Genomic DNA, 24,806 nt, shown 5'->3' with positions numbered 1-24,806 from the left:
CGTTTTTGTTTTATGCTACTGGATGCTTCTCCAGCTCCGGTGTATATTTGCCATCACGGGCTACTGTATTAATATGGGCACGTTCATATAACAGCTTTTGTGCCTCTTCAATATTTTCATCTTTACCGCCCCATTTTTCCAGTGCAGGTTGCTGCACAGCCCTTGAATATGAAAAAGTTAATGCCCAGGGCATTTTATCTTTAAAGCGTACATGCATAGCGTTTAACCGCTCGGATGCCAGTTCGGGAGATTGTCCGCCAGAAAGGAACGCGATACCGGGCACAGCGGCAGGCACGCAGCGTAAAAAACAATTGATGGTAGCATCGGCCACCACATCAGCACTATCCTGTTGGGCAGCTTTAATACCAGGCACTATCATATTGGGCTTTAATATCATACCCTCAAAATTTACCCTTTGCTGGTACAACTGGTTAAATACAGCATGCAAAACCTCATTAGTTACTTCAGCACAAGTTTGAAGCGAGTGATCTCCATCCATTAAAACTTCGGGCTCCACAATAGGCACAATACCTGCCTCCTGGCAAATAATCGCGTAGCGGGCCAACAGAAAAGCATTGGCTTTGATGCTTCCACTTGTTGGAGTATTTTCACCTATGGTTATAACCGCCCGCCATTTGGCAAAACGAGCGCCCATTTTATAATATTCGGCCAGGCGTTCAGGCAAACCGTCCAATCCTTCAGTTATTTTTTCACCAGGGAAACCATCCATGTCCCTTGCACTTTCATCCACTTTGATACCGGGGATAATTCCTTTTTCTTTCAGGATATCAACAAACAGTTTACCATCCGGGGTGCTTTGCCTTATGGTTTCATCAAACAAAATGGCCCCGCTAATGGCTTCTTCCAGCTTCGGCGTGTTCACGATCAGGTCGCGGTATTTGCGGCGGTATTCTTCCGTTTGCGGGATATTCAGCGCTTTAAAACGTTTGTTACAGGTATTAGTACTTTCGTCCATTGCCAAAAGGCCTTTATTACCGGCCATAAGCTGTTTTGCGATATATTTCAGGCTTTGCAGTTCCATAAGTGATTGCTTGATTATTGGTGAATAACACAAGTTAATTCATACTTGTTTCAAGCGGCAAAGAGAATATTGCAGGTTTACTTGTGGATGACTTTAGCAGGTAAATTGATGTAACGAACCGGTCGTTAATAATTGTCACGCCAGCTTACAGTCCAAATCCTTCAGGTACAAAATCAAGAGAAACGGAGTTCATACAAAACCTTTTATGTGTTGGCGGCGGACCATCATCAAATATATGCCCCAGGTGCGAATCACAGCGGGCGCAGATCACCTCGGTACGCTGCATGCCGTACGAGTTATCCTCTTTATAAATTACACTTTTTTTGCGCACGGGTTCGTAAAAACTCGGCCAGCCGCAGTCGCTTGCAAATTTGGCATCTGAGCGAAAAAGTTTGTTGCCGCATACCGCGCAGTAATAAGTGCCTTTAGTATCCTTGTTCCAGTATTTACCGGTAAATGCGCGTTCGGTTTCCTGTTCTCTTGCAGTGGCGTACAAAGCAGGCGGCAGGATTTTTTTCCACTCGGCGTTCGATACATTTAAATGCCGGGTATCGGTATTGGAGTAATAAGGATTATTTTCGTGCCCCTTTATTGTCTTTGCCTGCTGTGCAAACATTCCCGTTGTAAAAAACAACAGCGCTGCTATCATAAATACCGCTTTCATTATTGCTTCAGTTTATCTTTAAATACTTTTTTAAACTTCTCCAGTTCGGGCTGGATCACATATTTACAGTATGGTTGGCTGCCATTCTGGTTAAAATAGTTTTGATGATAGTCTTCGGCCTTGTAAAAAGCTTTGTATGGCACCACTTGTGTCACTATCGGATCTTTATAGGCTTTTTCGGCGTTCAGCTTCGTGATGTAATATTGGGCCTTTTGCTTTTGCCGGGCATTATGATAAAATATAGCCGACCGGTATTGTGTGCCTACATCATTACCCTGCCTGTTTAATTGCGTTGGGTCATGCGCCACAAAAAATGCAGCCAGCAACTCGTCATAGGTAATTTTTGCTGGGTCGTAGATGATATTGCAAGCTTCTGCATGACCGGTTGTACCAGTGCAAACCAACTCGTAGGATGGGTTGGCCACATGCCCGCCGGAAAATCCGGAGATCACTTTTTCAACCCCTTTTAATTGCTGAAATTTAGCTTCGGTGCACCAGAAGCACCCTGTAGCAAAAGTAGCGGTATCTAACACTTTTTTAGGGGCAGATGCCGAAACAGAAAAACAAGCCGTTAACAGTACAGCTATGAAACAAGTTATTTTTTTCATGTATAACATATAGGTTTTATACGATGCGTATTTGCAGTAACTAACGTAAAAAACACGGGGAGCGTTGAGCAAAATTACCATATTAATGCTTTGTGATAGTTGTTTGACAAAACATGCTGTTTTACTTCGAAAGAATAATGGAAATTTAAAACATTTTGAGATTTTGCTAATTGTATCAATATCAATTAACCAATTAAAATTTCCGTCATGAAACATGCATTCATTTTTGGGACTACCATATTTTTGTGCGAGCAAAATACGCTTACTTATAGCGATGGGCTTAGTAATATTGAGTTTTTGAGGATCCTTTCATTTTATAATGAGCAAAAGGGCAAAGTGCTTACCATCGAGGCCAATATTAACGCTCCTAACGGCGAAACGATCAGGATAAGTGCTAATACCAATGAAAACGGCGCTGATATACGCCTTGATGTAACTAAAGGCCGTGTTAAGATATTTCAACCCGGACACGCGGAGCCTGTACTGGATGTGTATCAGTTCGATCCGCATGAATACAGCGGTTTATCAAGCCATGTGCTGAATGAGATCCACGCGCAGCATCCTGACCGTGTACTAACCATTAAAGGAAATTTCTTTGTTGGCGGAGCGCATTTCCTGATAGAGAACGAAAAGATGTTCATAGATAATAATGGCTATGCCAACGGTGTAGTGAATGCGCATAATGGGATAATACTATCGGCTGCTGTGGCGTGAAACAGCATTGAATTTAACCGATTGTCGCCCTGAGTAGGGTTTATTTGCGCACAAATGATCGCATTGCAGATGACTTTTTTTGTATCTGATAATCAGCATATTGCCAACTTGTCAATGGCAGCGATAGCACAAGATCTTCTTCGATAAGCAAAACTGCTATACAGGGCGAAGAAGATGCTTCGTTCCCACCCATGACAACTTAAAACGGGTGTCATGGGTAGCCCGTCGAAGCATGGCGTGAGATGCATCGGTAAAGCCGGACAGTCGAGATGCTTAACTTAGCAAATCAATGGACAAGAAAAAGTCAAGCCGCCGTGTTTACGATGCGGATTTTAGGTCGGATGTATTGAAGATGGTTTTTAGTGGTCGTTCGGTTGTGGACGTGGCCGCTTCGTTGGGGATCAGGGAGAATTTGATCCACAAATGGAAAAGCCGTTATAAAGAAACAACGGGATCATCGGCGCTGAAATCGCCAGGGTCAGAAACGCCGATTGTATCGGTAGAAGAATATGAACGAATGAAGGTACGTCTGCGAGAAGTGGAGCAGGAAAGGGATATCTTAAAAAAGCATTGGGCATTTTCAGCCGGACAACTTAAAGCAGGTGTACGCTTTTATTTTATCACAGGAGCTGTTTTTTCCGGTGATAAGGATGTGTGATGTATTATCGGTGAGCAGGAGCTGTTACTATGCCTATCGTAAGCAGGATGAGCAGGCTGAATGCTCAGTTCAAAAGAAGATCGAAGCGCAGGTAGTTGAAGCCTTCCGGTTACATAAACACCGTTATGGTATCCGTAGGTTAGTCCCGGAGTTGTCAGACCAGGGATTAAAGATAGGTCATTACCGGGTACGGCGTATCTTACATCAAAATGGATTGAAAGCGATTCAACCCAGATCATTTGTGCCCCGGACAACAGATAGCCGACATCCATATCCAATCAGCCCCAACCGGTTGAAAGACAGGTTACCGCCATCAGGGATAGACCAGATATGGGTTGGCGATATCACCTATATCCCGCTAAGAGAAGGATCCTGGTGCTATCTGGCGGTATGGATGGATCTGTTTTCCCGCAGAGTGATCGGGTGGCAGTTGTTGCACCACATGAAAGAGGCCCTTGTACTGGAGGCGTTTCAGAAGGCCTATAGCAATCGTAAAGCTGATAAGGGGTTGATCGTTCATTCAGATCGTGGCGGACAATATGCAGGGAATATATTCCGCCGATGGCTTGCCAGGTGTCATGTACTACAAAGCATGAGCGATGCGGACAATCCGTATGACAATGCTTTTATGGAATCGTACTTCTCCCGGTTTAAAGCCGAGCTATTGCAGGACGGCTCTTTTGAAAATATAGAAAATGCCCGCAGCGAGATATTTGAATATATTGAAATGTACTATAACCCTATCCGAAGACATTCAGCCTTAGGCTATATCAGCCCGATGGCGTTTGAGCGAAAGGCAAGTTATCCACAAAAAGCGGAGGCCCGATAAAAAGAAAAAAGAAGCAAAAAAAGAAAAACGTGTTGAAATATGGAAAACTCTCCGAGTTTCCCACATTTCAACACCACAAACAAACAACAAGTTATTTATTTTTACTTTTATAAATCATGACAGATCAACTGTCCGGATAAACCATCACACCCCAGCGGGCAGGCCTCTGCGCACGGGTCTTCGACAGGCTCAGACTGACAGGCCATCTTTTGTCATTTCACCTTCAGAGGCCTCCGGGTTTAAACACTCAGCATCACAATCTATTAAATTCTACTCAAACACACTCTTCGCCTTCTTAATAGTTTTTTCCAGGTCGATGCCTTTTGCCAGTACACCTTTAAAAAGGTCGCCGGTTTCTTTAAGGCGGTCGATGGAATTAAAAATGGTAAAATCTTTCATGGTGAGCCCAGGTTTCACTTCGTCCCAATGCAGGGGCATAGAAACAGTAGCGCCCGGTTTAGGTCTTAAGGAATACGGCCCCGCTACGGTAGCTCCCGGACGGTTCTGCAGAAAATCAAGGTACATTTTACCATTTCGCTTGGCTACCATACGTTCCAAACTTGTATAATCGGGAATTTGCTTATGAACAATGCCCACCACGAGCCGCGCAAACATCTGTGACTGATCATAATCATACTTCGCGCCCAACGGGATATAAATATGCATCCCTGTTGATCCCGATGTTTTACAGTATGAAGGTACATCTATAGCGTCAAGCACTTTTTTTACCTCCAAAGCGGCCGCAATAACCTGGTCGAACGTATTTTTATCCGGATCGAGGTCGATCACGCAGTAATCAGGATTATCCGGCGATTGTACCCGGCTAAACCAGGGGTTCATTTCAATACATCCCAGTGATGCCATCCATAGTAAATAAGATTCATCAGAACCTACCAGATATTCTTTATGTTCCCCTTCGCTGGTGGTGTAAGGGAAAGTTTTAGTAATCCAATCGGGTGCTTTACCTTTCACATCCTTTTGGTAAAAACTTGGCCCATGAATGCCATTAGGAAACCTGTTGAGCGACATAGGCCTATCCTTTAAATAAGGTAAAATATATTCAGCGACCTGGTAATAGTAGTTGAACATATCCCGCTTGGTTACACCATCTTCGGGCCAGTAAACTTTGCTCAGGTGTGTAAATTTGAGCTCATGTCCGCAAATTTTGCGTACCTGGGTTTCATCTTTAGGATTAAGAAGGGTTTTCCGGTCAGTATTTTTCACGGGCTTAATGGCTTTAGCGTGTGTATCATTATCAGCTCCTTCGGCTTCCTCAACGGTTTCGGCGGTATGTTTCGGAGTTTCCAGTACAACATCTTTTGTTTTTTTATCGCTACGCATCCCTTTAAAAGAGGCTTGCCTGAACACTCCATCATTGGTCACTTCAGCAAATGCCACCTCGCAAACCAATTCGGGTTTAAGCCAGGTGGGTTTGGCCCCTAATCGCTGCGGCCTGAACCTTGACGGCTTATCCACATCAGGCTCCACTTCAAACGGACTTTTATCGGTAATAAGCGGCTTAAACTGTTCCATCATTTCTTTCTGCAGTTTATCAGAAAAGCCTGTACCCACTTTACCGGCATACTGTAGTTTACCCTTATCATCATATAAAGCAAGCACCAGCGCGCTGAACGATTTGGAAGTGCCCGCATTTTTGGTAAAGCCGGCAATGATCACTTCCTGCCTGCGTTGCACTTTTATTTTAAGCCACTCTTTTGAGCGAAGATCGGAAGTATAAACACTGCTGGCTTTTTTAGCGATGATACCTTCCAGTCCAATCCTTTCGGCGGCGTTAAAAAATTCGATCCCACCTGTATCAAAAACTTTGCTTTGACGGATGCGGTCATCATTGGTGGGAAGAACCGCACTTAAGATAGCCTGGCGTTGTTTAAGGGGCAATCCCATCAGGTTTTTACCCTCATACCAAAGGATATCGAAAACATAATAAACCAAATTGCCATCGGCCTCGCTCCGCCAGTTTTGCAGCGCTCCAAAATCGGAAACACCTTTATCATTCAATACCAGGATCTCGCCATCAATTACAGCATTGATCTGCCAGTCTTTCAGTAATTTATTAATTGGATAATATTTATCAAAAGGAAGATTATTACGGGAGATCAGCTCCGCTCCTTTCTTGTCGATCACGGCAATGGCCCTGTAGCCATCCCATTTAACCTCGTAAAGCCAATCGGGGTCATCAAAAGGCTCGTCTACAAGGGTGGCCTTCATTGGCTTTATCTTAGTTGGCGCTTTTGATTCAGGTGCTTTTTTTAGTAGTTGTTCAACATCAAAATCCTCCGTATCATTAGTGTCCACTTTCTTTTCCAGTTGTTCAACGGGTTCGTTCAGGACTTTTTTTACCTGTTTTTTCAGGCTTTTCTACATCCTCTTCATGCCCGTGCTGCCAAACCTTTTCGCTGGTTTTTTCCATATTTTCAATGGTTTTTCCAGAAAGAATAGATTTATCTTTTTTGGTAATATCTTTAACCGACGCAAATTGATCATTGTGCTTAATGAGCAGCCAGCCGTTTTCGCCCATACCATGAGTTTTAACAAGGGCATATTCACCCTCCAGCTTCTCGCCATGCAGTTTGATCTTTACCGACCCTGCCTCGAGTTGTTTAAGCAGGTGTTTTTCCTGGGCTTTTTTGCCTTTGATCTCTTCAATGGGCTCATAAGTACCCTCATCCCAAACTATAACGGTACCGCCGCCATACTCACCTTTGGGGATCAGGCCTTCAAAATTCCGGTAGTCAAATGGATGATCCTCAACCATCATAGCAAGGCGCTTGACCTTAGGATCGGTTGAGGGGCCTTTGGGTATGGCCCAGCTTTTAAGTACACCATCCATTTCAAGCCTGAAATCATAGTGTAAACGCGAAGCATCATGCTTTTGGATCACAAACATCAGGTGGTCTTTGTCCTTGCTCCTCCCCGCTTTGGGCTCACGGGTTTTGCTAAAATCGCGTTTTTCTGCATACTTTTCCAGGCTCATAGTGGTGCTATTTGTTGTTCAAAAATTTGGCTACCGCGACGGCTGAATTCCCAACGGCACGTACCGCTGTTTTTAACCTTTCCGGGCGAACTCCAAATTTGTTTGCCCAATACTCAACCTCATAATTTTCGCTGGTATTGATGATGCTGTTGTCATGCAATCCCGCTTTGTTCCCGTTGTTCATGATTAGTTTTATGATTGATATATTAACAGATCGGCCAATTAAAGGTTTGATTATTAATTAATAAATTATTGTACTAAAATTTATTAATCAGCAGATGGTTACTCCCACCCATCACTTTGGTCGGCGTAGTTTGGCATCATCATGTAAACCAGTACAGCAAGGCAGGCAAGCAATACCAAGCGGGTTACCCAGAATATAAACGTTTCCATAGTTATTTTTTTAGATATTTTAATTTGGTTTGCTGTGTAAAACTTAAGCATACCGCGTGCCATTTTACAACTATTTAAATACCAACAGGTTACATCAATACCACTAATTAAAATTCACCATATTTCGAGTATCGACGATTGTTTAACGATTATTAGTGATAAACACCCGCCCTTTTATTGATGCTACAAACAGTTTTTAAATCGCATTCAGGACAGTTTCAAACAACAAAGCCTGAGAAGTTTCGCTTCCCAGGCTTTTAGATAAAACGCTTAAAAGAATGTTACGATCAGGCTTTTATGTTTTGCCTGCCGGCCTTATGCCCTATTGTAGAATAAAAAAGGATAAACAGGTAAATAGGAATAAGCAAAATATAGGCAGACTGCGCCGAAAACTTTTCCGAAAAATAACCATAGAGCGGGGGCAAAACAGCGCCACCTGCAATGCCCATAACCAATAATGAAGATGCTATTTTAGTAAAGCGGCCTAAACCGGCCAATGCCAGCGGCCATATAGCAGGCCACATTAACGAATTGGCCAAACCAAGCAATGCAATACAAAATACCGATGCGTAGCCGTGGGTTAACAATGTTGCAATGGTTAAAATGAGACCCAAAATTGCCGAAGCTACCAACGCTTTTTGTTGTGTGATAAGTTTCGGGATACAGAAAACACCAACCAGGTAACCAACGATCATGGAGATCAAAGTACATGATGTAAAAAATTTAGCTGTTGATAATGGGATATGTTGAGAAGTGCCGTAAAGTGAAATTGAATCGCCGGCAATAACTTCGGCACCTACATAAACAAACAGGGTTGCTACGCCAAGCATCAAATGCGGAAACTGTACAATACTTGTTTTATTGGTATTTGCGGCAGCTACGGTTCTGTCTTCATGCTCGGTGTTGATCTCGGGTAATGATGAAAAATAAATAAGGATGGCCAGCAAAATCAAAACTACCACCATGATACTGTAGGGCATAATCACCCTTGATGCCAGCTCATTTAACTCCAGTGCTTTTTCTGTTGCACTTAAAGTTTTAAGCTTTTCGGTTATCGAATCAATATTGGCGAGTACTACAGTACCCAAAATAACAGGTGCTAAAGCGCCGGCGATCTTGTTACAGATCCCCATGATACTGATCCGCCGGGCAGCAGTTTCGGCAGGCCCCAAAATAGTGATATAGGGGTTTGAAGCGGTTTGCAGCACGGTTAGCCCAGTGCCCTGAACAAACAAGCCAATTAAAAATATCCCGTAAGTACGGGTCATTGCAGCGGGGATAAATATCAATGCACCTATTGCCATTACAAACAAGCCTATGGCCATCCCGTTTTTAAATCCAAACTTTTTGATGGTTTTTCCGGCGGGAATACCCATAACAACGTAAGCAATATAAAAAGCTGTAGTTACAAAATATGCTTCCTTGGTAGTCAGCTCGCACGCTATTTTTAAGTAGGGAATGAGTGTTCCGTTCATCCAGGTTACAAAACCAAAAATGAAAAATAAAGCACCGATAATTACAATTGGGTTTATCGCTGATCTTTTTACCGGCGATTCGATTACTGAACTTGTTGCCTGGGCCATAGTATATTATTTTATTTAGAGGTATTTTATTTTAAATGAATTTTACCGTACCAAAAAACTGCGACAAATGAAAATCAGGTACGGGGCTATCTATGTTGCTCCAGCTTATAAAATGCGGTTCGGGCAGGTCATCGCCGCATTTAAAAAGTTTGCCCGGCTGGTTATGCCATTCAATGTTTGAATATCATGATAAATAAAAACATCAAAAGGAACCAGCAACGTTAACTCCCATTTATTAAAACTGGCTAAATCTTCAGCCCAATTTATCTTACTTAATACTTTTATGCCACTCACCGTATCATTAGGTACAGCCAGCCTTCCATTGCGGTCTTTACCAAAGCCAACCAATGCAGTCCCGAGGGCATTAAATTCCAGGTTGTAGTAATTTTGGTCATCGGCAAAACTTATAAAAAACTCCACGCAGCTATCTTTATAAACCGGATCATTTACAGCTTTATAAGTTACCTGTGTATATTGTTCCTCTACAAAATATTTTAGGGCTACACCGTTTTTGACATGAGCTATTGAAAAATTAACTGATGGAAAATATTGGGTATCGCTCCATAAAAGATTATCGATAGCGTACTTTTCTCCTTTTTCGAGTAAAACCGATAGCTCATCAAGGTTATTTTCATTGTAAGTACCCGGAATAAAGGGGGCGTAAACTTCCTTCACTGTTATTTTATAAAATGTTTAGTTTCAAATTATCAAAAGCGCATTCCAAATCAATGATTCATGCAGAATTAACAGGCTAATGTTAATTTTTCTACCAAAATAAACAAAAAGTTTATAAATTTTTTAATAATCTAAATTTACTTATTAAAAAAATATAAAAACTTTTCAATCCTCGTGCTTACCGGAGAACCACCTGCAATTTCTCTTTCAGTTCTACTTTATAATTAGCTACCTTGTACTAACCAATTTGTTATGAAAAGAAAAACTTTCATTCGATTAAGTACTACCTTGATGGCGTCTCCCTTATTATCATCATTCGAATCATTCGCGCAACAACCCCGCCTGCAAAACTGGTCGGGTAATTTAACTTACAGCACAGGCAATGTATTTTACCCAAAATCGGTTGAAGAGGTACAGCAGCTCATTAATAAGTACGATAAAATAAAAGCATTGGGCACCAGGCATTGCTTTAATAATATCGCAGACAGTAAAGATAACCTGCTCTCCACGCGCGACCTGAACAAAGTGGTATCCATCGACAAGCAAAATCATACAGTTACGGTTGAAGGAGGTATAAAATACGGCGAGCTTGCCCCGCATCTCGATAAAGAGGGCTTTGCGCTGCATAACCTCGCCTCGTTGCCCCATATATCAGTAGCCGGCTCAATTACAACGGCAACACATGGCTCGGGCGTAAAAAACGGTAACCTATCAAGCGCAGTAGTGGGGCTGGAAATTGTTAAAGCCGATGGCAGTATCGTTCATCTTTCAAAAGCAAAAGATGCGATAAAGCTAAATGCGGCCGTGGTTGGGCTTGGAGCATTGGGTGTAATCACCAAAGTTACCCTGCAAATACAACCAACTTACATGATGAAACAGCATGTATTTACAGGCTTGCCTATGAGCGAGCTAAAGCAGCATTTTGAAAAAATTGTTTCGGCCGGGTATAGTGTTAGCCTGTTTACCGACTGGCAAAGTGACGATATTAACGAAGTTTGGATAAAAAGCCGGATGGGTACCGATAAAGACGAAAACCTGAAGGAATTTTACGGAGCAAAAGCAGCTACAAAAAACCTGCACCCAATTATAGGGCTCTCTGCCGAAAACTGCACCGATCAAATGGGCGTTCCGGGGCCATGGTATGAGCGGTTGCCGCATTTTAAAATGGGCTTTACACCAAGCAGCGGAAAGGAGCTACAATCAGAGTTTTTTGTGCCTTTTGATCATGCCGTTGAAGCTATCGAAGCAGTGGCGCGATTAGGGAAGCAGATTGGCCCTCATCTTTTCATCACCGAGATCCGCACCATTGCCGCCGATGACCTGTGGATGAGCCCTGCCCATAATCAAAAATCGGTGGCTATCCATTTTACCTGGAAACAGGAAACAGAAGCTGTGTTGAAATTGCTCCCTCAAATTGAACAGGAGCTTTCTCCGTTTAAAGCAAAACCACACTGGGGTAAAATCTTTACCATCCCTGCTAAAACATTAGCAGCACGTTACGAAAAGATGGATGCTTTTAAAGCTCTGGTAGCCGAATACGATCCGCATGGAAAATTCAGAAACCAATTTTTAGCAAACGAGCTTTATACTTCCTGAAATCAATGGGCTAAGGCTGCAGCTAATTAAAAAATCAATTTATTAGCTTTTAGCCTTATGCTTTTTGCTTTAAGCTTTTCGAAAAAACTTATGGCTGCTGCCTGCGCGGGCGTTTTGCTCTTACCGGGGCCGCAGCCTCCTGCTGTTCATAGCGGTTATTTTCGCGCGGAAAGCGGGGCTTATTGTAACCTTGTGGTTTTACCTTGTTAAAACCGGGCTTAGGTTTTGAAAATTGCTGCTTTTGTTGCGGCTGGTGCTTTTGTTCTGCTATCCTCACGCTTATCTCACGCTCATCGATAGTAGCACCATTCATAGCGTCAATTGCCCGTTGAGCGCCTGCCTCATCAGTCATTTCTAAAAAACCATAACCTTTACTAATGCCGCTGTCTTTATCGGTAATTATCCGCACGGTGCTTACCGTGCCATAAGCACTGAACAGTTCAACAAGTTCAATTTCTTCCATGTCCCGCGGAAAACCCACGATAAAAAGCTTAATCATACTCTACCAAGTAATTGCAATAGGTAACCAGTCAGCAAATATAGTGCACAAAAATGGTTTAGCCTATTGCTTAACCACCTGTTAAAGGCTTATTTACAAAAAAAGCGTTCCGGATATTATCCCGGAACGCTTTTTCACACTAATTGTGTAGTAAATCGCTTTGGATTATTTCCATTCAAACCTCTTTAGCGTCTTAAATATTATCTCAACTCATAATCAATCCCTTGCCCTTTATTTAGCTACTTAAGCTGCATATATATACACGAGCATTATCACTGTGGATCGATGCTATTCAAAGGATTGATATAGTATCGGTATCGCTCGAGAATTCACGGCTTGATTTTTTCTTTTACCGTTGCTGTTAACACCTCGCACTATTGGTTAACTGGTGAAAATTGCTGATAAAATTACCCATAGTTCCTCAATATTGTAATGCCTGGTTAAAACTTATTAAACGCTGCTTAATTATTTTGCCTTGCGGATATAAAGACTGCCGAAGGTGGTTTTCATCAATAATTCGGGACCGCCACCGGCTATTTTACCGTAAACCCAATCCTCCATCTTCAAGCTGTACATTCCTTTTTCACCGCTATTTTTTGTAACAACCGGTTTGCGTTGTTCGGTTACCACATCAAAATCGGTAAATATATCACCCTGGTCTGATTTTAACTTTACATTGGCTTTAAGACTTGCCGGAAAGGTAACGTCGACCTTACCATTAAGCGTTGAAAATGCCATGGCCGCTTTTGCATCAATGCTTTTAAAGCTAACCTCAACATTGCCATTAACCGTATTGGCCACAACAGATCCTGATATATTATTTAGTTTGATATAGCCGTTAACATTCCGTATTTCCAGGTCGCCGCTCAGATTGCTGGCATTGATATTACCATTATTTACCGTGGATAATTTAACGCTGGTACTATTCATGGGCACTTTAATAGTCAAATTAGTAGTTTTATTAGGGCTGCCATGAATGTTTACCTGGTTATTGTTTTCCTGTGCCTGCACATCCAGGTTGCTTCCAGCCGATAAACGCCTCATTCCGCCCGGTGCCGGTTCCTTTTCACGGTGTTTTCTTTCTTCACCCTGGGCATCAATAATAATATCCTTACCCTCATAACCTGTTATGGTTATTGAACCGTTAATCAATCCTACTTCCAGTTTATATGGCTTTCCCGGATCACTTAACGGCACAACTAACTGCCCTTTTTCACCGTCCTGCGCCCAAAGCCTCGTGCTTAACAGCGCAGTTAGTAGTAATATACCTGTAAATCTTATCGTTTTCATGTTGTTATCTTTTATTGTTGTTTTTTGATATAAATATTGCCGTTAAGTGTTTCAAACTTAAATAGCTTTCCGCCTGCCCCTATACGTACGCCATTATTTTTACTAAGCTTGTAAGTAGTGCTGCTGCCGCTTTTTGATTCAGTTTTACTTACTCTTGTAGGCAAAATCTCTGCATCCGGAAAATCGGTATAAAACTGTCCGTTCATACTTTTAAATTCAAGATCAGCTGCGAGGTTAGCCGGGTAAGTTACTTCAAGCTTACCATTAAGCGTATAATAGTTTGAAGCATCGGGTGGCACCGAGAGGTAAGTTACATTAAGCGGCCCGTTAATGGTATGGGCACTGGTTGTACCTTTGGCATTGGCAATGGTTATACCGCCGTTTACATTATTTACTTTTAATGCCCCATATACATCTTTAACTTCAACGTTACCATCGTTTACCGTTGATACGCACAGGTTTATACCATAGGGCACTTTAACAGTATACTCTAATTTTACCGTATAGTCTATATGATGACGATCCTCCCGGTTCCAGTTGCGGCGCGGGCGGGTATCATAGGGTTCGGCCGTGTAAGCGATAATGCTATCAGCCTTTTGATCGAATCCCAGTTTAACTTCTTTTTACCGGTTTCTACATCACCGGCGCTTTTGCCCCGGATGGTTTCATCTACCTCAATTGATACCTGGTTGCCTGAATATCCCTGCACGCTTATGGAACCCCAAATGTTGTAAATGGCCAGCGTAGTGCCCGAAGCCGCTCCCTGCAAAGTGAATTGTTTACTGATATGCTCTTTATAATCCTGGGCATGAGCCGAAATTTGGGCAAGGCAAAGCCCCAGACCTGCTAACACAGGTAATAGTGATCTTTTCATGATTGGGTTTATTTTTAAATAAGTTGGGTTATCGTTTGTTTGATTTTATCGCGAACGCCGTTATCAAGGCCTTTTTGCTTCAGCAGTTCTTTAAATGATTTTACTGATCGTTTTTCCTGCAGTTTCAGCATGACATCAGCAATGGCCAGTTGCATCAGCGGCGAATCCTGCTCAACTATTGATTTGATGAGGCCTTCCCTTACTTCCGGATAACCGGTAAGGTGTGTCAGCGCATCAAGCGTGCTCAGGCGTACATTTACATTTGGATCGTTGTTCAGCGTAGCCAGTAGGGCGTCTATCACCTGCTTATCCGCATGTTTAATCTCACTGGTATAGCTTACCCCCTGATCCGCTCGGAGGCTGATGGATTTTCAAGCAGGGCCAGCATCATGGTTTGTTTAAGCTCATGCACCTGCGAGCTTAGGGCTTTCAGTTGTTTATCCTGATCATCACTTTTGCTTTTACCGAAAAACAGGTACCCCGCACCCACTAAAATCACAACCATTGCCAGGTTATAGGCCATGGGCCAGCGTGGCTGCCACTCCCAGATCCGGCTTACCTTGTATTTAATATCAGCCCACAAACTCCTTTGCTCTTTTACAGATTCCTTGTAGGTATCCAGCATGGTATAAAACTTCACGCCCATATTGGCCGATGGTTCGGGCGTTTCGATTTGGCCCATTGCATCCCACATTTGCTGAAGCCCCTGCAGCTCTTCGCGACAATTGGCACAGCCTGCAATATGTCGCTCTAAAGCCCCACTTTCTTGAGGACTTAACTCTTTGTTTATCCAACCGGTAAACAGTTCCTCATATAGCTCACATTTCATCTTATACTGTTTTATCGTTCCATTTTTACATAAATACTTTTAAGCTCCTGCATGGCCCGGTGGATGCGCACTTTTACTGTGCCTTCGGTCATGCCCAGTATTTCGGCTATCTCCTGGCATTTTAGTTCCTGGAAACGGCTCAGGGCCAAAATCTCGCGCTGGCTTTCACTTAACTTTTCCATGGCACGATGTAGCTCAGCCTTAGCTTGCTTTTTTCAAATTGTTCATCCGGCACCAGGCCCCCTGCCATGGTTTCAGCCGCTTCCACGCCCTCGTGTTGTACCTGCTGTTTGTTTTTGCGCCAGTGATCTTTTAAAACATTGCGGGCGATAGAGTACATCCAGTGGATATATTCGCCGGTGCCGGTAAACGTGTGCCGGTATTTGAGCATTTTGTAAAAAACCTGCTGTACCATGTCCTCACTTAGTTCGCGCTGGTAGGTCATGTGGAACAGAAAGCCATACAACTGCCGATTGTAGCGTTCAAAGAGCATACCCATCCTGTCAAGGTCGCCGGCTTTCACCTTTAGCATAATGGCATTGTCTGTAAGCGTATTCAATCAGTTTGTAATTATGTAATATACCTTAAGTACTTCAGCGGCGTAAAATGGTTACAGAAAATTTTTATTTTTTGGAGGATGCAATTGGCGATCAAACTTAACAGAAATTTAAACCAAACAGGCAATTGGTTTGAAGTGTAATTAACTAACTTTATAATAACAATTAAAACCATAACATCATGACCACCACCGAAGTAGCAGCAAAATTAGTTCAGTATTGCCGCGAAGGCAATCATACCCAGGCTATTGATGAGCTTTATGCAGATAATATTGTGAGCCGGGAGCCAAAAGGTTCGCCAATGGAGCTTACTGAAGGTAAAGAGGCAGTTAAAGGCAAAACAGAATATTGGTATGCCTCGGTTCAGGAGATTCACAGCGGCGAGGTATCTGACCCGATTGTTACCGGTAATTTTTTCGCGGTAACCATGGATATGGATGTTACCTATAAAGAAGGTGGCCGTATTCCAATGAATGAAATTGCGGTTTATGAAGTGAAAGACGGAAAAATTATAGCCGAGCAGTTTTTTTATAATATGGGCTAAGCGCACCTAACCAATAATAAATGACAAAGGCCTTCGCTCTCCGCAAAGGCCTTTTGTTTTTATCTTCGGAGCAATAAAGATCACTATTCCATTGAGCGGATAATACCCAGCTCAAGCCCTCTTAATTCGGCAAGGCCACGCAGCCTGCCAATGGCCGAATAACCGGGATTAGTTTTCTTTTTAAGGTCATCAAGCATCTGGTGACCATGATCGGGGCGCATAGGGATACTTAATTTACGTTGTTTCATTACCTGCACCAACTCTTTTACCACAGCGTACATATCCACATCGCCTTCCAGGTGGTTATCCTCATAAAAATCGCCAAACTCATTGCGGCGGGTGCTGCGCAGGTGGATGAAGTTGATCCTGTCGCCAAATTGTTTTACCATGGCTGGCAGGTCATTATCCGATCTTACTCCGTATGAACCTGTGCAAAAGCATAAACCATTGTTTAATGAAGGTACAGCCTCAATAAGCGCGTTGATATGTTCGGCGGTGCTCACTACCCTTGGTAGGCCTAAAATGGCATATGGAGGATCGTCCGGGTGGATAACCATTTTTATATTATTGGCGTCGGCAACCGGGATAACCTGCTGCAGGAAAAAGATCAGGTTTTGCCTCAGCCTTTCCGCATCAATGCCGTCATAGGCAGCAAGGGCGTCCCTGAATTTATCCAGCGTAAAGCTTTCTTCGCTACCGGGCAGGCCGGCTATTATATTGCGCTGAAGTAGTTGCTTGTCATCATCGCTCATGCCACCAAAACGGGCTTTGGCACGGGCAAGTTCATCGGCGGTATACTCCTGTTCGGCCCCTTCTCTTTTGAGCATAAATACGTCGAAAGCTATAAATGCAGCATTTTCAAAGCGGAGGGCCTTTGAGCCGTCTTCAACTGTAAAAGCGAGATCGGTACGCGTCCAATCCAGTACAGGCATAAAGTTATAGGTAACGATATGGATCCCGCAGGCGGCCAGGTTTTGCAGGCTTTGTTTATAGTTTTCGATGTATTGCAGGTAGTCGCCGGTTTGGGTTTTGATGGCTTCATGCACGGGTACGCTTTCAACTACATCCCAGGTAAGCCCGGCAGCTTCGATGATGGCTTTGCGCTCGTTAATGGCTTCAATTGTCCATACCTTGCCGTTGGGTACCTGGTGCAGGGCGCTTACTACGCCTGTACACCCCGCCTGCCTGATATCGGCCAAACTTACAGGATCATTAGGGCCATACCAACGCATCGTGTTGATCATACTGAAGGCATTGCTTGTATTGGTATCACTCATTTTATATAGTAGTAGATTTAATATTCAAAAACAGGGTGTTCAATTTTAGAAAGGTTGAACACTTCAAAAAAAGCCAATATTGATAATCAAGCACTTAAGTGTTCAAAATATTACAGCAAAATAACTAAAACACTAATAATCAACAAAATAACATTTAACAACTTATTTCATTGAACACCTGATTTTTAAAAATTGAACACTGACACAGCCATGTCAGTAAACACATATCAAGCTGCAATTATCACGCGCCAATTATCGTTATATTTTTTTAATAGCCTAACAGTTAATTCAAATTATTTTGAGTTACGAATACATAATGGGGATTTCTTCACGCATTCCCCGGACAGGTTAAGAAATGATCGCTACGGGTTTGGGAATTCGGCAGGTTGAAAAGTGAATGAGTGAAACGGGGAAAGACTTACGAAGTTTTGAAAACTTCGTAAGTCTGGGTTCTATAGCTTATATGGGTAATAACGAAACATCTTCTTGCCCTGTATAGCAGTGCTGCATATTGAAGAAGATCCTTCGCTATCGCTACCCATGACATGTTAAAAACGGGTGTCATGCTGAGTGATTTAAATCCGGTGGCCTCTGAAGGAGCAATGACATATCCACCATGTCATTGCTGAGTTACGAAGCAATCCCCAGCAGGCAGATAAAAGACTTTATTCTATAAACTTACATCATCGCGCTCTTGGCCGCGCGAGGCCAGTTACTTTTGTCGCCACAAAAGTAACCAAAAAGGCTTGCAGCAGAGAGGCTTCTTTGCGCACAACCTGGCCCCATAGCCATCGGCACGGCCTTCACCCTGCAAAACGAACAGAACCACGGGCTGCAATTATTTTGCCCCGATTCGCACGCAATGCCTCCGCTTCTGCAAAAACTTGCTATGCCCCTGCAGCCGCACCGCCCAGCATCGTTCTGTTCGTTTTCACCCGAAGCTGATCTGCTGCGAAAAACCACATTTTTATCTTGTCATGGGTAGCCAGTCGAAGCATGGTGGGTGGGGTGTGATGGTTTATCCGGACAGTTGATCTGTCATGATTTATAAAAGTAAAAATAAATAACTTGTTGTTTGTTTGTGGTGTTGAAATGTGGGAAACTCGGAGAGTTTTCCATATTTCAACACGTTTTTCTTTTTTGCTTCTTTTTTCTTTTTATCGGGCCTCCGCTTTTTGTGGATAACTTGCCTTTCGCTCAAACGCCATCGGGCTGATATAGCCTAAGGCTGAATGTCTTCGGATAGGGTTATAGTACATTTCAATATATTCAAATATCTCGCTGCGGGCATTTTCTATATTTTCAAAAGAGCCGTCCTGCAATAGCTCGGCTTTAAACCGGGAGAAGTACGATTCCATAAAAGCATTGTCATACGGATTGTCCGCATCGCTCATGCTTTGTAGTACATGACACCTGGCAAGCCATCGGCGGAATATATTCCCTGCATATTGTCCGCCACGATCTGAATGAACGATCAACCCCTTATCAGCTTTACGATTGCTATAGGCCTTCTGAAACGCCTCCAGTACAAGGGCCTCTTTCATGTGGTGCAACAACTGCCACCCGATCACTCTGCGGGAAAACAGATCCATCCATACCGCCAGATAGCACCAGGATCCTTCTCTTAGCGGGATATAGGTGATATCGCCAACCCATATCTGGTCTATCCCTGATGGCGGTAACCTGTCTTTCAACCGGTTGGGGCTGATTGGATATGGATGTCGGCTATCTGTTGTCCGGGGCACAAATGATCTGGGTTGAATCGCTTTCAATCCATTTTGATGTAAGATACGCCGTACCCGGTAATGACCTATCTTTAATCCCTGGTCTGACAACTCCGGGACTAACCTACGGATACCATAACGGTGTTTATGTAACCGGAAGGCTTCAACTACCTGCGCTTCGATCTTCTTTTGAACTGAGCATTCAGCCTGCTCATCCTGCTTACGATAGGCATAGTAACAGCTCCTGCTCACCGATAATACATCACACATCCTTATCACCGGAAAAAACAGCTCCTGTGATAAAATAAAAGCGTACACCTGCTTTAAGTTGTCCGGCTGAAAATGCCCAATGCTTTTTTTAAGATATCCCTTTCCTGCTCCACTTCTCGCAGACGTACCTTCATTCGTTCATATTCTTCTACCGATACAATCGGCGTTTCTGACCCTGGCGATTTCAGCGCCGATGATCCCGTTGTTTCTTTATAACGGCTTTTCCATTTGTGGATCAAATTCTCCCTGATCCCCAACGAAGCGGCCACGTCCACAACCGAACGACCACTAAAAACCATCTTCAATACATCCGACCTAAAATCCGCATCGTAAACACGGCGGCTTGACTTTTTCTTGTCCATTGATTTGCTAAGTTAAGCATCTCGACTGTCCGGCTTTACCGATGCATCTCAGGGCAAGGCCTCTGCGCGCGACCCTTCGACTGGCTCAGGGTGACAAGCCCCTCTCTTGGTTTAAGCCCAATCAAAATCAACCACCCTGCCATTCAGTTTCCATTTGGTTGGCAACATGGTTTCCATCCAATCCAATGGCTGGCCCAGTGGCTGTACTTTGGCGGCTTGTGCGAAAGCTGTTTTTACTGCTTTCTTTTGCTCTTCGCCCATGGCTTCGGGCTGACCGGAGATGAACAGCGGCGCGCCACTTTCGGCTAATAATTGCAGCCACTGCTTGTTCCTTTTCCATTCAATGTCTTTAGTAAGCCCTACGCAATCGCCATCTACCGCATAAAAGGCATTGTGCTGCGGCAGGCGGAAAGCGAGCGTGTTAACGCCCATTTTACGGGTACGCGCCCATTCATGACCACTGGTATCATCGCCGATACGGCAAAGTTCAAACACCCCGGCCGACAGGTGGCTCATCGTATTACAACCAATCACATAAATGCCATCACCCGCGGCTTCACGGATGGAGCGGTACAGGTGCAGGATGATCTCGGCGTTGGTTTTTGTCCTGTCGTTAAAATGCCAGCCCGGCGAAGTAAAGCTGTCCTTCATATCAAAACCCCAGCTGCCTGCTATGTCATAAGTGGTAAAATCATGCTTTACCATTTCGTATCCCCATTGCTTGTACACATCAAAATTATGTTTAATACGGGCTATATTTTCGGGGATGGTTGGATCGAGTACCGGATTTTTCGGGTCATCCCTGCCGGGGACCTTTGGCGCCAGTAAGCTGGCCTTCTCATCATGCTTAGCACAAAGCGGACGCATCCACAGGCCGGGGCGCATACCCAATTTTTTGATCTCATCACCCAGCGCATGCATATCCTTAAACTTATCGTTTGGCTTTGAAAAGTCATCGTTCCAGCCACCATCACCGGGTAATAACGGCGAATAAGTTGCCCAACCGGCATCTATAACCGAAAAAGGTTTATTACTATGATCGGTAACCAGTTCGGCCATCATAGCGGTGGTTTTTTTGATCAGTTCGGCCGAGTTGTTTCCGTAAGCAAAGTACCAGTCGTTAATCCCGTATACCGGTTGCTTTGGAATGCGCGGCTTTTCGCACATCATTTTACAAAAGCGGTGGGTTGCAGCAAAAGTATTCTCTCCTGTTTTGGCATTTGTGGTTATGAGGTCAGCAGCGTGCAGTTGCCTGTCGCCCAATAATACACCTACCCCACCCGAGGTTGTGTCCAGGGTGAGTTCAATACTGTCATTATTTACGCCCCACCAGCAAATACTATTAGCACCAGTCTTTACCCCAAAACATGTCGTTTGCTTATCATCATGAATAATTACATACCATGGATTTTTAATGCCTGCGGCTATGTTTTTCCATTGCAGATCACCGTATGAACGTTCCCAATGATCGCCCAGGAACCTGGCGGATGCAGCAGTATTGTGTTTCCACTTTAATCTTATCGCGTTTAATTCCTGTTTTGGCGATGAAACGAATACGCCAAGTGCATTGCCATTAGTTTTCAAGCTTACGCTTATTTCTTTATTAGCGTAGTGAGATCCGTTTGACGCAGTAAGCTTAACCCAATCGGTACCGGATTGAGCCCAAACCTCATCAGGGGCGTTCATCATCGCGGCTCCGTTCAGGGCCGAATAAGTAAGCTTGCTAAAAAGCATTGCAGCGCCCGTGGCTGCAGAAATTTTGATAAAATGCCGTCTTTGCATAGTAGATGTAATTGCAGTGATTATCTGTTAAGGTAACATTTAAATTGGTTTACAACGTTACTAAAAGGATTAAGCAAAAACTAATACAATGTTGAATTTTTATTGAAGTTACCCAACCAACTCATCTTGACTGCTTTTTCAACGGCGGCCGGAGGCCGCTTGATAGTTGCCGCTCGGCTGGGGCCGAGCGGCGGCGAAATGCAATTGGATTTTTGGGTAGAGACGCATAGTTGCGTCTCTCATAGGACAAGCGGCTTTCCTCGTCGTTTTTTACTTGCCGTAATTTGCATTAGGGAGACGCAATTATGCGTCTCTACAATTAAAACAATTGAATTTAAACAGTTTATCTGTGAAACATAAAAGCCAATCAAAAATAAATTACAAACTCCGTCTGCTGATCAGCCACCGTTTTTAACGAAAACTCAAAGCCATGGTTCAGCATGATTTCACGTACCAGGGTTAAGCCTATCCCCTGCCCGTCTTTTTTGGTGCTGAAGAAGGGAGTAAACAGGTTGGCATTTTGTTCGGCTGAGATACCTTTGCCGGTATCAGTGATAACGAGCTTTTTTCTTTGAGGTTGATGGTAAAGGTTACTGATCCCTGGTCATCAATAGCCTCAATAGCGTTTTTTACAATGTTAATGAATGCCTGCTCCAGTTGTTGTTCATCAGCCATGATATTAACCGGTTCTTCGGGTAAATGAAGGACCAACACCACATTTTTTCTTCAGCACGGATATTCATCAGCTTTACTACCGATGCTAAGAGCTTTTGCAATACTACAGGCTGTTTGTTGGCCGGCGGCAGTTTCACTAAATCGGCAAAATTGCGCATGAACAGGTTGAGGTTTTGGTTTCTGTCCATAGCAACCTGCAGGGCATCTTTTATAGGGTCGAAATCATGACCGGCCCAAAGCTGATCGGCTTTCATGGCCGATTGCATGATGGAATTTACCGGGCCTATGGTATTGTTCACCTCATGTGCCATCATCCTGATCACTTTGCCATAAACTTTCTTTTCTGCTGCCAGGATCTCGGCTGTCAAATCCTCCAGCATAATAAAATGGCGCGAAAATCCCCGGTCGATAAAATGCGATTTTTGGAGTTTGAATGAATTGATCCCATCCAGCTTAACCACTATGGTTTCACCCGATTTAAGGGCTTTGATCTGTGCGAAGAGCGGGTGTTTCAATTCTTCTATCAGTTCACCTATCAGGTCTTTTTCGCACATGTTCAACGCCTGCAGCGCCTTAGGGTTTACCTGTTGCACACGGTCATCAAAATCAAGGATGATGATACCTGTTGGCGAAGTGTGGATGAGCTTTTCTAAAAAGAAATGCTGCTGTTCCTGTCGTGTCCGTTCGGTTCTTAGCTCGTCCATCATTTGGTTATAAACATCAATCAGCGCGTCAACCTCGTGCTTGCCGGTTGAAAGGAATTTCACATTAAAATCTTTATCTTTAATAGCCTCAACGCCCTGCATCAGCATTTTTAGTGGCTGAATGAGCTGCCGGTAAAGCTGCACGGCAATTACCGAAGAGATGATCACAACCACCTCCGATATGATAAAATAGATCTTGTTATCGTTGAAAATAAAATAAGTAAGCACCAGGGTTAGCAGGTGCAGGATCACTACGAATAAAATGTATTTAGTCCTCAGCTTCATCGTACGGGATCTGGTATTTCTCGAGCCGCCGGTACAGGGCGCTGCGCGTAAGCCCTAAAGCAGCGGCGGCCTTGCTTATCTTGTTTTTATGATGATCTAAAGCCCGTTTTATCATCTCTACTTCAACCTCTTCTAAAGTTAAAGTACCCACCCCCGGCAACTGGATATTTCCTTTTTTAACTGGTGATAATTCCAATTGCGACCGGAAGTCATCGATACTCAGTTCATCCCTGCGGCTCACCAAAATGGAGCGCTCCACCAGGTTTTTCAACTGCCGTATATTGCCCGGTAAAGGCAACTGCTGTAACCACTTCATAGCCGATGGTGCTACCGACAAATTGGGCCGGTTATAGATCTGCTTCAAGTTATTAATAAAAAAGCTAACCAGCAATGGAATATCCTTCGGCCGCTCGCGCAGGGCGGGCAGGTAAACAGTGATCAGGTTGATTCGGTACAGCAAATCCTCGCGAAAAGTACCCCGGGCCACCATCTCGTTAAGGTTTTTATTTGTGGCGCAAACCACACGCGTATCAACGGTTTTGGTGCGACTGCTGCCCAATACTTCATAGGTGCGGTCCTGCAATACGCGGAGCAGCTTTACCTGGCTGCCGGCATCCAGGTCGCCTATTTCATCTAAAAAAATGGTGCCTTTATTTGCCATTTCAAAGCGGCCTATCCTGTCAAACCGTGCATCAGTAAACGCTCCGCGGATATGGCCGAACATTTCGCTTTCAAACAACGATGTTGAGATGCCCCCAAGGTTTACTTTAATAAACGGCTTATTACGACGCAGGCTATTTTGGTGAATGGCCTCGGCTATCAGCTCTTTACCTGTGCCGCTTTCGCCCATGATCAACACAGATGCATCGGTCGAGGCTACCCGGCCAATGGTTTCCAGGATATCGAGCATCCGGGGATCTTCGCCTACAATATTTTCAAAGTTGTAGGTTTTATCCAGTTGCTTACGGGTATGGTGCTCGGTCTTTTTATCCTGCAGATCGAGCAGGGTTTTAACTGATTGAATAAGGTACTCGTTATTCCACGGCTTATTGATGAAATCATTGGCGCCCAGTTTCATACCTTTAACTGCCAATTCAATGCTCCCCCAGCCGGTGATCAGGATCACGGGGATAGCGCTGTTAAAAGCTTTGATCTTTGCAAGCAGTTCCATTCCCTCCTGCCCTGATGTATCTATCGAAAAATTAAGATCTAAAATGACCAACTCAGGAGCCTTTTTCTTAATGATCTTAAGGGCTTCGGCAGGCTCATCGGCACCTGCAGCATCATACCCCTCGCTTTTTAGCAGCAGGATAAGCGAAGTGCGTACGGCAATATCATCATCAATAACCAATATCATAACAAGCGGTCAATATCGTA

Annotated in this window: 24 protein-coding genes and 3 pseudogenes; 5 read left to right on the top strand and 22 right to left on the bottom strand. The window is 43.8% G+C overall.

Features of this window, described 5'->3' with window-relative positions:
* Positions 1–10: 10 nt before the first annotated feature.
* From ACQ86K_RS10020 to msrA, 3 genes are all read right to left on the bottom strand, one after another.
* Positions 11–1,042, bottom strand: coding sequence for a class I fructose-bisphosphate aldolase (locus ACQ86K_RS10020; protein ID WP_091168277.1), 1,032 nt, complete (start codon positions 1,040–1,042; stop codon positions 11–13).
* Positions 1,043–1,187: 145 nt separating this feature from the next.
* A complete protein-coding gene (gene msrB / locus ACQ86K_RS10015) occupies positions 1,188–1,706 on the bottom strand; it encodes a peptide-methionine (R)-S-oxide reductase MsrB (protein ID WP_091168280.1) in 519 nt (172 codons plus the stop codon).
* Positions 1,706–2,314, bottom strand: coding sequence for a peptide-methionine (S)-S-oxide reductase MsrA (msrA, locus tag ACQ86K_RS10010; RefSeq protein ID WP_090526174.1), 609 nt, complete (start codon positions 2,312–2,314; stop codon positions 1,706–1,708). The genes msrB and msrA overlap by 1 nt, the downstream gene beginning before the upstream one ends.
* 207 nt (positions 2,315–2,521) lie before the next feature.
* Between msrA and ACQ86K_RS10005 the strand changes: the two genes are divergently transcribed.
* From ACQ86K_RS10005 to ACQ86K_RS09995, 3 genes are all read left to right on the top strand, one after another.
* On the top strand, positions 2,522–3,028 hold the full coding sequence (locus ACQ86K_RS10005) for a hypothetical protein (protein ID WP_091168283.1): 507 nt from the start codon (positions 2,522–2,524) through the stop codon (positions 3,026–3,028).
* 289 nt (positions 3,029–3,317) lie between these two features.
* Positions 3,318–3,686 (top strand): transposase, encoded by a 369-nt coding sequence (locus tag ACQ86K_RS10000; protein ID WP_431200280.1) that lies wholly within the window; start codon positions 3,318–3,320, stop codon positions 3,684–3,686.
* Positions 3,679–4,515, top strand: coding sequence for an IS3 family transposase (locus ACQ86K_RS09995; RefSeq protein ID WP_431200279.1), 837 nt, complete (start codon positions 3,679–3,681; stop codon positions 4,513–4,515). Before ACQ86K_RS10000 ends, ACQ86K_RS09995 begins: the two co-directional genes overlap by 8 nt.
* A 270-nt stretch (positions 4,516–4,785) precedes the next feature.
* Here ACQ86K_RS09995 and ligD read toward each other — a convergent pair.
* The 4 genes and pseudogenes from ligD to ACQ86K_RS09975 form a co-directional block, all read right to left on the bottom strand.
* Positions 4,786–7,510: pseudogene (gene ligD / locus ACQ86K_RS09990) on the bottom strand (DNA ligase D).
* 7 nt (positions 7,511–7,517) lie between these two features.
* The gene (locus ACQ86K_RS09985) at positions 7,518–7,694 is read right to left on the bottom strand and encodes a DUF3606 domain-containing protein (RefSeq protein ID WP_091175355.1); all 177 of its coding nucleotides are present in this window, start codon (positions 7,692–7,694) and stop codon (positions 7,518–7,520) included.
* A gap of 496 nt (positions 7,695–8,190) precedes the next feature.
* Positions 8,191–9,486 carry a sugar MFS transporter gene (locus ACQ86K_RS09980; RefSeq protein WP_431200278.1) on the bottom strand — a complete coding sequence of 432 codons (1,296 nt, stop codon included), beginning with the start codon at positions 9,484–9,486 and terminating at the stop codon, positions 8,191–8,193.
* Positions 9,487–9,517: 31 nt separating this feature from the next.
* Positions 9,518–10,161 (bottom strand): annotated as a pseudogene (locus ACQ86K_RS09975) (carbohydrate-binding family 9-like protein).
* A gap of 252 nt (positions 10,162–10,413) precedes the next feature.
* On the opposite strand from ACQ86K_RS09975, the gene ACQ86K_RS09970 reads away from it, so the two are divergent.
* On the top strand, positions 10,414–11,757 hold the full coding sequence (locus ACQ86K_RS09970; protein WP_091175361.1) for an FAD-binding protein: 1,344 nt from the start codon (positions 10,414–10,416) through the stop codon (positions 11,755–11,757).
* 88 nt (positions 11,758–11,845) lie between these two features.
* Here ACQ86K_RS09970 and ACQ86K_RS09965 read toward each other — a convergent pair whose 3' ends face one another.
* From ACQ86K_RS09965 to ACQ86K_RS09935, 7 genes and pseudogenes are all read right to left on the bottom strand, one after another.
* Positions 11,846–12,256, bottom strand: a complete 411-nt coding sequence (locus ACQ86K_RS09965; RefSeq protein ID WP_091175364.1) for an RNA recognition motif domain-containing protein — start codon at positions 12,254–12,256, stop codon at positions 11,846–11,848.
* Positions 12,257–12,721: 465 nt separating this feature from the next.
* Positions 12,722–13,546, bottom strand: a complete 825-nt coding sequence (locus ACQ86K_RS09960; RefSeq protein ID WP_431200277.1) for a DUF4097 family beta strand repeat-containing protein — start codon at positions 13,544–13,546, stop codon at positions 12,722–12,724.
* 11 nt (positions 13,547–13,557) lie between these two features.
* A complete protein-coding gene (locus tag ACQ86K_RS09955; protein WP_431200276.1) occupies positions 13,558–14,022 on the bottom strand; it encodes a hypothetical protein in 465 nt (154 codons plus the stop codon).
* 32 nt (positions 14,023–14,054) lie between these two features.
* Positions 14,055–14,420, bottom strand: coding sequence for a hypothetical protein (locus tag ACQ86K_RS09950; protein WP_431200275.1), 366 nt, complete (start codon positions 14,418–14,420; stop codon positions 14,055–14,057).
* Positions 14,421–14,434: 14 nt separating this feature from the next.
* Entirely contained in the window at positions 14,435–14,722 is a 288-nt protein-coding gene (locus ACQ86K_RS09945) for a HEAT repeat domain-containing protein (protein WP_431200274.1), read from the bottom strand.
* Between the two features lie 35 nt (positions 14,723–14,757).
* The gene (locus ACQ86K_RS09940) at positions 14,758–15,249 is read right to left on the bottom strand and encodes an anti-sigma factor family protein (RefSeq protein ID WP_431200273.1); all 492 of its coding nucleotides are present in this window, start codon (positions 15,247–15,249) and stop codon (positions 14,758–14,760) included.
* A gap of 11 nt (positions 15,250–15,260) precedes the next feature.
* Positions 15,261–15,694: pseudogene (locus tag ACQ86K_RS09935) on the bottom strand (RNA polymerase sigma factor).
* A gap of 293 nt (positions 15,695–15,987) precedes the next feature.
* Between ACQ86K_RS09935 and ACQ86K_RS09930 the strand changes: the two are divergent.
* Positions 15,988–16,350: a SnoaL-like domain-containing protein gene (locus tag ACQ86K_RS09930; protein WP_431200272.1), complete on the top strand. Its 363-nt coding sequence runs from the start codon at positions 15,988–15,990 to the stop codon at positions 16,348–16,350.
* A gap of 83 nt (positions 16,351–16,433) precedes the next feature.
* Here ACQ86K_RS09930 and uxuA read toward each other — a convergent pair whose 3' ends face one another.
* The 8 genes from uxuA to ACQ86K_RS09890 all read right to left on the bottom strand — a co-directional run bounded on the left by uxuA (position 16,434) and on the right by ACQ86K_RS09890 (position 24,786).
* On the bottom strand, positions 16,434–17,627 hold the full coding sequence (gene uxuA, locus ACQ86K_RS09925) for a mannonate dehydratase (protein WP_431200271.1): 1,194 nt from the start codon (positions 17,625–17,627) through the stop codon (positions 16,434–16,436).
* A gap of 1,157 nt (positions 17,628–18,784) precedes the next feature.
* Positions 18,785–19,669, bottom strand: coding sequence for an IS3 family transposase (locus ACQ86K_RS09920; RefSeq protein WP_431198369.1), 885 nt, complete (start codon positions 19,667–19,669; stop codon positions 18,785–18,787).
* Between the two features lie 5 nt (positions 19,670–19,674).
* A complete protein-coding gene (locus ACQ86K_RS09915) occupies positions 19,675–19,983 on the bottom strand; it encodes a transposase (RefSeq protein WP_143020740.1) in 309 nt (102 codons plus the stop codon).
* Between the two features lie 111 nt (positions 19,984–20,094).
* Entirely contained in the window at positions 20,095–21,765 is a 1,671-nt protein-coding gene (locus tag ACQ86K_RS09910) for a hypothetical protein (RefSeq protein ID WP_431200270.1), read from the bottom strand.
* A 367-nt stretch (positions 21,766–22,132) separates the two neighbouring features.
* Positions 22,133–22,300, bottom strand: a complete 168-nt coding sequence (locus tag ACQ86K_RS09905) for an ATP-binding protein (protein ID WP_431200826.1) — start codon at positions 22,298–22,300, stop codon at positions 22,133–22,135.
* A complete protein-coding gene (locus tag ACQ86K_RS09900; protein WP_431200269.1) occupies positions 22,231–22,440 on the bottom strand; it encodes a hypothetical protein in 210 nt (69 codons plus the stop codon). The genes ACQ86K_RS09905 and ACQ86K_RS09900 overlap by 70 nt, the downstream gene beginning before the upstream one ends.
* The gene (locus ACQ86K_RS09895; protein ID WP_431200268.1) at positions 22,395–23,429 is read right to left on the bottom strand and encodes a sensor histidine kinase; all 1,035 of its coding nucleotides are present in this window, start codon (positions 23,427–23,429) and stop codon (positions 22,395–22,397) included. The genes ACQ86K_RS09900 and ACQ86K_RS09895 overlap by 46 nt, the downstream gene beginning before the upstream one ends.
* A complete protein-coding gene (locus ACQ86K_RS09890) occupies positions 23,413–24,786 on the bottom strand; it encodes a sigma-54-dependent transcriptional regulator (RefSeq protein ID WP_431200267.1) in 1,374 nt (457 codons plus the stop codon). Before ACQ86K_RS09890 ends, ACQ86K_RS09895 begins: the two co-directional genes overlap by 17 nt.
* Positions 24,787–24,806 lie beyond the last annotated feature (20 nt).

Source organism: Mucilaginibacter sp. P19, from assembly GCF_050632265.1.
GTDB lineage: Bacteria > Bacteroidota > Bacteroidia > Sphingobacteriales > Sphingobacteriaceae > Mucilaginibacter > Mucilaginibacter gossypii.
Note: the sequence above shows the minus strand (reverse complement) of the source record. Positions and strands in the feature narration are given on the sequence as shown.